The organism is Acetobacterium sp. UBA5834 (assembly GCF_002435675.1).
GTDB classification, from domain to species: domain Bacteria; phylum Bacillota; class Clostridia; order Eubacteriales; family Eubacteriaceae; genus Acetobacterium; species Acetobacterium wieringae.
Genome location: NZ_DJGY01000050.1, coordinates 18,267 through 28,611, shown reverse-complemented (window position 1 = coordinate 28,611; position 10,345 = coordinate 18,267). Strand labels below are relative to the sequence as shown.

Sequence of the window (10,345 nt, the reverse complement as noted above, 5' to 3'; positions counted from 1 at the left end):
AATCCATCTTCTCCCACCATAAGCTTTATCCCAATTTCGATAGAAATTGGTCGGAAGTTGAGCGTGAGCGAAACGACAGTGATAAAGCTAATGCATTTTAACGAAAAACTCATCCAATCAGGATGAGAAGAGTTTTTAGTTAAAATACGATCCTTGCAACCCATTAGCTCAGTTGGTATAAGCAGAGAACCAAAAATGCACGACCGTAGGGAGTGAACATTTTTGTGTGAATCGCTTAGTCAGGCAAACTTGAGTATTACACAGTCGTTTGAAGACAAACAATAACTAAATAATTTTATGACCCATTAGCTCAGTTGGTAGAGCATCTGACTTTTAATCAGGGTGTCGGGCGTTCAAGTCGCCCATGGGTCACCATTAAAAAAGCTAACCGCATTTATGCGGTTTTTTATTTTTTTGTTAATAAAATGGACGGGACTAACTTGATTGTTACATTAGTAAATGAGAATCAAAATTAGAATGATAGTCAAAAGAAAATTATGCAAAAGAACATCTAATTGATCAATAAATAAAAACAAGGTTAGCCTGGGTGTGGGCAAACCTTGTTTTATGGGAATAATTGATATTTGATTAGAGATGTGCTTCAGATTTCTAATTAGCGATAATATTTATCCAGAACAAGCATGATTTCATCAATTTTAGCTTCACCATCACCTTTTTCAAAGGCATCTTTGACACAGGAATTCATGTGCTTTTTTAAAATCTCCAAATTAGTTTTTTTTAGTAGCGCCTGAACAGCCAGTATTTGTTTTGATACATCAATACAATAACGATCATTTTCCAGCATTTTAATAATGCCATCGATTTGACCCCGGGCAGTTTTTAGTAAGTTAAGCTCGGCTGAACGATCCTTAGTTTCCATAGTTTTATGCGGTGATATCAGAGGTTGGATAACCAGCTTCAGTGAGTGCTGAAGTCACTGCGTTCATATCGACATTTTCGGAAGCGGTAAAACTGGCCTGGCCTTCTTCCAGAGAAATCGATACATCTGTGATTCCTTCAAACCCATTTAAAATGCCGTCGACCCGCTTTACACAATGCTGACAACTCATGTCAGCTACTTTTAATAATTTTTTCATGTTTTTTCCTTCTTTCGTTTCTATCATTTTATTAAGAGGCAGTTCTGCCTTGATAACAGTTAGATTCAATTCATTCTTTCTAATCGGTAAGAGTTTTACTTTAAACGTCTTAAGTGATAAAGCATTGAGAACCACCGATACGGAGCTTAAGCTCATGGCTCCTGCCGCAAACATTGGGTTTAGTTTGAGTCCAAATGGGATATACAAAGCACCAGCAGCGAAGGGAATACCGATTACGTTATAGATAAACGCCCAAAATAAATTCTGTTTGATATTTCGTAATGTTGCCTTACTTAACTGGATAGCGGCGACAATATTCATTAAATCGTTTTGCATCAGAATAACATCGGCCGATTCGATGGCAACATCGGTGCCATTGCCGATGGCAATGCCAACGTCACTTTGGGCCAGTGCCGGTGCATCATTGATGCCATCACCGACCATGATTACCTGATGTCCCTGGGACTGAAGCCGTTTGATCATCGAGGCTTTTTCATGGGGGAGAACATTTGCCACCACATTGTCAATGTTTACCATGCTACCAATCGCCTGAGCAGTACGTTCGTTGTCGCCGGTAAGCATGTAAACATTAATACCCATGGCTTTGAGTTGAGAAACAGCCTGGTAGCTGTTTTCTTTAATAACATCAGCAACGCCGATAATCCCTTTGATAGACTGATTCCAGCCGACCAGCAGGGGCGTTTTTCCCAAATCAGAAAGGCGTAAATAATCTGCCATGATTGATTCGACTGTGAGCCCATTACGCTCCATCAGCTTGATATTGCCAACCAGGATTTTCTTGTCGCCAATCTGTCCCTGTATGCCGAAACCAGAGAGTGATTCAAATGTGTCAGGATAGTCTAAGGACAACTGCCGTGCAGTGGCTTCTTTGATAATCGCTTCACTGAGGGGGTGCTCAGATTTATTTTCCAGTGAAGCAGTAAGTTGTACTAATTGATTCGAATCAATTTTTGGATCATAAAGAATGATATCAGTGACGGATGGCGAACCGATGGTCAGGGTACCGGTTTTATCAAAAACGATGGTGTTGGATTTTCCAAGAATTTCCAGTGCTGGTCCATTCTTGAATAAGATGCCTTTTTCGGCACCTTTTCCGGTTCCAACCATAATTGCAGTAGGGGTAGCAAGTCCCAACGCACAGGGGCAGGAAATAACTAAAACCGATATTGCTGCTGATAAAGCAAAGGACAACCCATAGCCGAGAATCATCCAGATCACAAAGGTGAGTAGCGAAATGCTCATCACTGCCGGTACAAAGAAACGACTGATTTCATCTGCAATCCTGGCAATCGGGGCCTTAGATGATTGGGCTTCTTCAACCAGCTGAATAATTTTGCTGAGGGTCGTGTCCTGTCCGATTTTGGTCGCTTTGAATTCGAAGGAACCGGTTTTATTGATGCTACCGGAAATCACGAAGTCGCCAACCGTTTTTTCCACTGGTAAGCTTTCACCAGTAAGCAGTGATTCGTCGACGCTGGAATGTCCGGTCAGTATTTCGCCATCAACGGGAATTCGCTCGCCGGGACGGATAATCACAATATCATTCACTTGAACGGCATCGATGGCAATTTCGACTTCAATATTGTTCCGTAAAACTCGGGCTTTATCAGGAACCAGGGCAATGAGTTTTTCGATGGCCTGGGATGTTTTTCCTTTGGCTTTTGTTTCAAGAAATTTTCCCAGGGTAATTAATACTAAGATAACTGTGGTTGATTCAAAATAGAGCTCATGTGAATAATGGTGGATCAGCGCCATATTGTCGTAGGAAAATCCATAGGCTAGGATGAAAAGAACGACTACCCCATAAATAAAGGAGGCGCTGGTACCAACTGCCACCAGTGAATCCATATTGGGAATTCGCTTAGCCAGGGCTTTAAAGCCATTGACGTAAAAATGGCGACACAGAAAAATGACTGGCAGTGTCAAAAACATTTGGGTTAAGGCGTTAAGCAACAAATTCTGTTCACCGGCCAGAAAAATGGGGATCGGCAAGCCGAGCATCGGACCCATCGCCAGATAAACAAGGGGCAGCGTGAAAACCAGCGAGGCGATTAAGCGAAATTTGACCACATCGATCTGACTTTGATAAGCAGGTTGGCCAGGTTCTTTTTTATTGATTGGCGCAGATTTGTCATGATTAGCCAATTCGGCGCCGTAACCCAGGGCTTCGATGGTACTGATAATCAGTGATGCCGGGGCCAGATCCGGGTCGTGCTGGATAACCAGTTTTTCATTTGAGAAGTTAATGACTGCCGATGCGACACCGTTTATTTGACCGACCTTTCGTTCGATGGCACTGGCGCAAGCTGTACAGGTCATACCGCTGATATTGAATTGTAATATTTCCATGGCGACCTCCTTAAAAGTGCACCCCTCAAGGGGAGGGGGTATTTAATATTATCATACACCTGAAACAGAGCAATGTCAACAAAATAAGTAATTTAATGGAATTTGTAATCGGTTGCCAGAAAAAAATAGAGGTTGATAGTATTTTTTAAAGTGCTATAATGAAAATCATAATTAATGGGTATATTAAATAAGAAGTAATTTGAACAAAATATTACTGAAAGGAGACTGAACATGCTACATAGTGAAGATGCTGATATTAATGTGGTCATCCGACAAGTCATCAATCTTGATACGAAGGCAGTGCGGATAAAAAAAAATGTTGTTCAACGTGCTGAACGAATTCTGGATCGTACCAAAAATGATATAAAAGAAAAGGAAAAAGCGGAGCTGGAGGGAGCCCAGGAATTGGCAAAACAAAACTACCAGCAGGAGATTAACAAAGCCAGGGAAGAACGCCAGAAAATTATCGATGGGATGGAACAGGAACTGGCAAAAATCCGCTGTCGGTATGATGAAAAAAAGGAAGATAAGGCCAGGGAAGTTCTGGAAATACTCTTCAAGAAAAAAGTTAGTGATGTTTAAAAGAAAAAAGATCAGCGTCAGGCTATTTTTTTCTGATTTTCTTTCTTGATTTAAAGAAAAGTGTGAGAATCGTATGTCAAAGAGTAAATATGCTTGTATAAGTGCAAAAGCACTGGCAATGAGAGCTCGGAAAATTGATGATGATGATTTTCGTGAGCTTATAAAAGCAAAGGATTTAAAAGAAGTATTTCAGTATTTACGGGACAACACCCATTATGGGGAGTTTCTAAAAAATATGAATATTGACGATCTGCACCGAACTGAGTTTGAAGCGCATTTAAATGATCTTAAGGTTTTGGAAACAGAAAAGCTGATGCATTATTTATCAGGCGATGATAAGACTTATTTTAAGGTGTTTCTGGTACGACTGGAAGTGGAAGCGCTGCGGATTTTAATCCGGGGGATTGCCCGAAATGATGACTTGGAATCTCTTCGGGAATTGATCATCTATTCGCATCAGTATTCAACCGTCCCCTTCGAAAAGTTATTTCGGGCCCGGGATTGGGACGAGTTTAAAAAACTGCTGATCAATACCGACTACTATCGAATTCTGGAAATCTATAAAGATATCAGAATCGATCAGGATTTGGTGATGGTTGAAAAGAATCTGGATCGGTATTATTACGATCTGATTAAGAATCGGTTGCTCAAACTAGATAAGAAAGCCAACCGGGATCTGATTAATGCTCAGCGTCGCAACTTTGATCTACTAAATTTAATTTGGATTTATCGGGGTAAAAAGTTCTATAAGTTATCCCGGGAAGAGTTGATTGCTTATTCCTTGAGAGGTGGACTGGTTTTAAATGAGAAACGATTGGTGGCTTTGGTTGAAGCAAAGAATTTTATCGAGATGAAAGAACAAATTGCAGATACCGATTATGCCTTTTTATTTAATCATACCAAGACCATCGATCTATATATGGAAAGGCGGCAGGAGCGGTATCTTTATTTTATGTATCTCAAGCTTTTTAGTGAAGGAAATGGTAGCCTGGGGCGAGTTGTCGCCTATATTCGGCTGCTGGATTTTGAGATTGAAGATATTACTTCGATCATTGAAAGTAAGCGCTATCAAATGGGAGCAGATGAAACAAAAAAATATTTAATCAGACCCATTGATTAGGGTGTGAAAGGAAGTATTCTATGGCAATTGAAAATGTGATTATGATGGATGTGGTCGGAAAAATCAAATATGTTGATAAATTCGCCAAAGACATTTTTCTTTTCAATGATATTCAAATCGTCGATGCCATGCAAGAAATCGATTCTGGGCGGTTCATTCTTCCAATACGTGAGGAGAACATGGGTGAGCTGCTGGGATTTGCACAGCTTGTATCCGGCGAGACGATGATGGATGAAAAGAATTTTGTTAAAACAGTCAATAAGTTAAATGAACTCTACAAGGGTTCCCTTAATTTAGACATGATTTCGCTGGCAAAAAGCGAGAGTGATTTGGGCAAAGCGCTAGGCAAAGCCCGCGAATTTGATGGCAATCTGGTGGTGGAATACAGTGAATTAAAGCAGATCAATGATCAGATTGAAGCGTTGGGAAAAAGCAAGATTGCGTATTCCTATCTGGATGAGTTGGATGCAAAGATGAGTGAGTTGGATAGTCTGGAGAACTTTTCCTATAGTCTTGGTTCGGTGACCAAAGATAATGCCATGCGGTTAAAGAGCATTTACAACAGTGTGACGTCGATTGTCTTTCATGTCGGTAATCAAGAAGATAATGAAGAAGTATTTATGATTGTATCTCCCAAAGATCTGGAGATTGAATCACAGCGGATTTTGAAGGCCCTTAATTTTAAACCGATTGAAGGGTTTAATGACAAGTATACAGAGTCGCCAAAGCAGATTTTGGAAGCAATTGATGCTGAAATCAAAGAACTGCATACCAGGAAAGCCGATCTGTTTCGTAGATTGAACCTGCATCTGGAAGAAAACCGGGCTGATGCCACAGACAGTTTTAACACCTTGAGCCTTTATGCGAATCTCAGTATTATTAAAAAGTTTATGGCTTTTAGTGATGAAAACTTTTATTTTTCGGGATGGATTTCGAAGCGCGATAAACAGCGGATGGAAGCCATTGCTGCTAAATATCCGGAAATGATCATCATGTTTTCAGATAGCAGTAAGGGCAGCGGCAAACCGCCGACAAAAATGAAAAACAACTGGCTCTTTAAGCCCTTCGAAAATTTAGTCAAGTTGTATGGAGTACCCTCATTTAATGAGCTGGACCCAACCCCTTTTTTAAGTTTAACTTATATGTTTTGTTTTGGATTTATGTTTGGTGATGTCGGTCAAGGTCTGGTCTTGGCGGTCGCCGGGTTTATTCTGGGAAAAAGGGGAGTAGAGCTTGGGAAGGTTTTGTTTCGTCTGGGAATTTGCTCCACATTCTTTGGATTTATGTATGGCAGTGTTTTTGGTTTTGAAGAAGTGATTCATGCCGTGTGGTTAAGACCATTTGAAGAGATCAATTCGATATTATTTGTTGCAATTGGAATTGGTATTGGGATGCTTTTTGTGGCCTATGTCTACAGCATTATTAATAAGCTTAGGCAAAAAGAAATCAAAGAAGGTGTCTTTGGTAAAAATGGCATCTGTGGCTTTGCTCTGTACGCCAGTTTACTGGCGATTGTCGGGATAAACGTCGCCGGATTTCCAGTGTCAGCAGTGCTGACACCAATTTTAGGGATCTTGGCAGTGCTTTTGGTTTTTATCGTATTAATACGGGAGCCACTGGCAAATTATTTGCAGAAAAATAGTCATCTTTACGAAGAAGAACCCTCGGCCTATTATATTGAAAGTGGTTTTGAACTGTTTGAGATGCTGCTGGGGATGTTTAGTAATACCGTGTCATTTATTCGAATTGGCGCCTTTGCCCTGGTTCATGTTGGGCTTTTTGTAGCCTTTCAGACCCTGGCTGAAATGGCACATAATGGGGTTATCAGTGTAGGCGTTTTGATTTTTGCCAATATTTTTGTCATTGTTCTGGAAACATTGATCGTTTCGATTCAAGCATTGAGACTACAATTTTATGAATTGTTCAGTAAATACTATACCGGTGATGGGGTTGAATTTCGACCCGTTGACCTGCAAATTAATTTATTTTAAGGAGAACCGCAAATGAATGTATTAACGTTTATAACCATTGGCACCGCATTACTTGTTTTGGTAACTATTTCTCTGGGTGTTTATTTTAACTATCGTGGATGTGATGCCAAACAGGTAAAATTAAAAAAATTTCTACAATTAAATCTGTCAACCTTTATTCCGATGTTGGCGGCCGCCTTGATTGTGATGGCACCTGGGGTAGTTGCCGCCGCCACCGGTGGGGAACCGGGCGGAATGACGGATGCTGGACTCGGCTATATCGCAGCAGCACTCTCTACTGGGCTTGCCTGCGTAGGGGCTGGTTATGCGGTTGGTGTGGTTGGCTCGGCGGCTTTGGGGGCTGTTTCTGAAGATCCTAAAATTCTGGGTAAGACACTGATTTTTGTTGGACTGGCTGAAGGGGTCGCCATTTACGGTCTGGTTATTTCAATCATGATTATTGGAAGTCTGTAAGTATGAAATCATATGTAATCAGTGAGAATCGTGATTCCTATTTGGGAATGCAACTGGCTGGTATTGAAGGGGCATATGTAAAAACACAGGCAGAGATTGAGACAGCGTTTAAAGAAGCCTTGAAAGACAAGGAAATTGGGATAATTTTTCTGACCGAAAAAGCATCATTGATGATTACCGATTTGGTATTGGAAGCAAAAAAGAAATACTTTTCACCTTTAATTACGGTCATTCCCGATCGCCATGGCTATTCGCGCAGTGAGGGGATGATCATGAAGTACATTAAAGAATCTGTGGGATTGTAAGGATGTGATAAAATGATTTCAGTAGAAGAAAAACTCCGGGTATTTACCCAATATCTCTTAAGCAAGGAACGTAAGTGGGGCAAAGATATCATCTACGATGCCAAGGATAAAAAAAAGGCGCTGCTGACTGACTCAGAGGAAAAGATAAAAAAAGAAAAGCGGGCCATCGAGGAGCGGAGTTATCATACGATTTTCAGAGATAAAAACAAAATTATCGCTGAAGGTAAGAATAAAGCCAAAACTCTGGAATTGGAAGAAAAGAATCGAATCCTGATGGATTTTAATCAGCTGATCCGGGAAAAAGCCAGTGATTACCTGAGTCAAGAGGTCTATAACGATTATCTGCAGGATTGTGTGGCGCAGATTCATCAGGTTTTTGCCGGTAAAAATAATATTGTCGTTTTTGTCCGGGAAGGCGATTTTAAGCAGCTTAAAACCATCATAGATCAACAATTAACGGATTTTAATGTTGAATACCGGCAGGAATGCACAGATTGCATCGGCGGCTTTATTGCCGAGGATGCCGAAGGCCGACTCCATTGCGATTTTACGGTTGAGAATCTGATTAAAAGCAATTATAAACTCGTCGGAATGACACTGAACGGGTTTATGGAAAAGCAGGTGAGCTAAGTGGCAGTTAAGGAAGAAAACAAAGCAAAGGGCATTATCTCTGCCATTAATGGTCCCGTTATTAAAGGAAAAAACATGACCAGCTTTAAGATGCGGGAAATGGTTACCGTGGGTAAACAGCGCTTAATCGGGGAAGTCATTGTTTTAGAAGGTGATATCGGCACGATTCAGGTTTATGAAGAAACAGAAGGCCTCAAAACCGGTGAGGAAATTACCCCAACTGGCAGACCGCTTAGTCTCAAGCTGGGACCTGGGATGCTTAAAAACATGTTTGATGGGATTCAGCGGCCCCTTGAAAAAATTCAGGAGCTTTCACCGATTTTTATCCCGGAAGGCATCGGCCTCTTATCGATCGACGATAAAAAACTTTGGTCGGCAACGCTCACCGTTAAACCGGGCGATTTGTTATTGGCGGGCAGCAGCTTTGGAACAGTTCAGGAGACGCAAGTCATTAAAAACCACCTACTGGTACCACCGAACCTGTCGGGAACCGTTGTTTCCGTGGTGCCGGATGGCGAGTACACCATTGAAGATGCACTGGTAACAATTCGCGATGCCAAGAACGAGCTCCATGAACTGAAGATGGCTCATGAGTGGCCAGTGCGGACGCCAAGGCCCAATGCCTATCGGCGGGAAACCCTGGTGCCGCTGATTACCGGTCAACGAGTGATCGATATTTTCTTTCCAATTGCCAAAGGCGGTACAGCGGCAATCCCCGGGGGCTTTGGAACTGGCAAAACGATGACGCAGCATCAGTTGGCCAAATGGTCCGATGCCGATATTATTGTCTATATTGGCTGTGGTGAACGGGGGAATGAAATGACCGAGGTTATTGAAGATTTTCCCAAACTAATTGATCCCCGGTCTGGGAAGTCGATCATGGAACGAACGGTTTTGATTGCCAATACCTCAAATATGCCGGTAGCAGCCCGGGAAGCCAGTATTTATACCGGCATTACCATTGCCGAATATTACCGGGACATGGGCTATGCGGTGGCAATGATGGCTGACTCCACTTCTCGTTGGGCTGAAGCATTACGGGAGATTTCCGGCCGACTGGAAGAAATGCCAGCGGAAGAAGGTTATCCGGCCTATCTGCCGTCGCGAATTGCTGAATTTTACGAACGGGCCGGGAGTATTGAAACCTTGGGCGGTGATGACGGCTCGATCACGATCATTGGCGCCGTGTCGCCAGCCGGTGGCGACTTCTCGGAACCGGTCACCGAAAATACCAAGCGTTTTGTTAATGTCTTTCTGGCCCTGGATAAAAGCCTGGCCTATGCCAGACATTATCCGGCTATTAACTGGCTGGAAAGTTACAGTGGTTATATAAAAATATTATCCGATTGGTATGAGGATAATGTCGCACCGGATTGCATCACGCTGCGAAATAAAATGCTGGAGCTGATGTACGAAGAAAACAAACTTCAGGAAATGGTCATGCTGGTTGGTGAAGATGTGCTGCCGGATGATCAGCGTTGGGTTTTAGAGATTGCCAAAATCATTAAAGTTGGTTATCTGCAGCAGAATGCCTATAATAAAGATGACACCTATGTACCGCTGGAAAAACAGTACGCCATGCTAAAGGCCATTGAATATTTATATGAACGGGGCCGGGAAGGGTTAAAGCTCGGGATTCCTACCTCACAGCTCAAAAATGTGGATATTTTCAGTCAGTTTATAAAAATGAAATACACCATTCCCAATGATGATTTAAGTGGAATTGAGACGCTAAAAGATGAGATTGACCAGTATTATGAAGTGCTCTTTAAAAAATATGAGAATTAAGGGGGAATA

The 10,345-nt window shown here is 41.8% G+C and carries 9 protein-coding genes and 1 tRNA gene; 8 read left to right on the top strand and 2 right to left on the bottom strand.

All coding sequences use genetic code 11. The features are described from left to right. Window positions 1–299: 299 nt before the first annotated feature. Window positions 300–375: transfer RNA gene (locus B3F51_RS10275), tRNA-Lys, on the top strand. 238 nt (window positions 376–613) lie between these two features. Here the strand turns inward: B3F51_RS10275 and B3F51_RS10270 are convergent. Together B3F51_RS10270 and B3F51_RS10265 are read right to left on the bottom strand one after the other, a co-directional pair. Then, the gene (locus B3F51_RS10270; RefSeq protein WP_070369748.1) at window positions 614–880 is read right to left on the bottom strand and encodes a metal-sensing transcriptional repressor; all 267 of its coding nucleotides are present in this window, start codon (window positions 878–880) and stop codon (window positions 614–616) included. A 4-nt stretch (window positions 881–884) separates the two neighbouring features. Continuing rightward, the gene (locus B3F51_RS10265) at window positions 885–3,467 is read right to left on the bottom strand and encodes a heavy metal translocating P-type ATPase (protein WP_286946909.1); all 2,583 of its coding nucleotides are present in this window, start codon (window positions 3,465–3,467) and stop codon (window positions 885–887) included. Window positions 3,468–3,698: 231 nt separating this feature from the next. Here B3F51_RS10265 and B3F51_RS10260 point away from each other — a divergent pair, with 231 nt between their 5' ends. The 7 genes from B3F51_RS10260 (at window position 3,699) to B3F51_RS10230 (ending at window position 10,336) form a co-directional block, all read left to right on the top strand. Further along, entirely contained in the window at window positions 3,699–4,049 is a 351-nt protein-coding gene (locus B3F51_RS10260) for a hypothetical protein (protein ID WP_286946908.1), read from the top strand. Between the two features lie 73 nt (window positions 4,050–4,122). Continuing rightward, entirely contained in the window at window positions 4,123–5,169 is a 1,047-nt protein-coding gene (locus B3F51_RS10255) for a V-type ATPase subunit (RefSeq protein ID WP_286946906.1), read from the top strand. A 20-nt stretch (window positions 5,170–5,189) separates the two neighbouring features. Continuing rightward, window positions 5,190–7,160: a V-type ATP synthase subunit I gene (locus tag B3F51_RS10250; RefSeq protein WP_286946904.1), complete on the top strand. Its 1,971-nt coding sequence runs from the start codon at window positions 5,190–5,192 to the stop codon at window positions 7,158–7,160. Between the two features lie 12 nt (window positions 7,161–7,172). Continuing rightward, window positions 7,173–7,613: an ATP synthase subunit C gene (locus B3F51_RS10245; RefSeq protein WP_286946902.1), complete on the top strand. Its 441-nt coding sequence runs from the start codon at window positions 7,173–7,175 to the stop codon at window positions 7,611–7,613. Between the two features lie 2 nt (window positions 7,614–7,615). Then, window positions 7,616–7,918: a V-type ATP synthase subunit F gene (locus B3F51_RS10240; RefSeq protein ID WP_286946900.1), complete on the top strand. Its 303-nt coding sequence runs from the start codon at window positions 7,616–7,618 to the stop codon at window positions 7,916–7,918. A 12-nt stretch (window positions 7,919–7,930) separates the two neighbouring features. Beyond that, the gene (locus B3F51_RS10235; RefSeq protein WP_286946897.1) at window positions 7,931–8,548 is read left to right on the top strand and encodes a V-type ATP synthase subunit E; all 618 of its coding nucleotides are present in this window, start codon (window positions 7,931–7,933) and stop codon (window positions 8,546–8,548) included. Next, window positions 8,549–10,336, top strand: a complete 1,788-nt coding sequence (locus B3F51_RS10230; protein ID WP_286946895.1) for a V-type ATP synthase subunit A — start codon at window positions 8,549–8,551, stop codon at window positions 10,334–10,336. It abuts the gene before it with no gap. Window positions 10,337–10,345 lie beyond the last annotated feature (9 nt).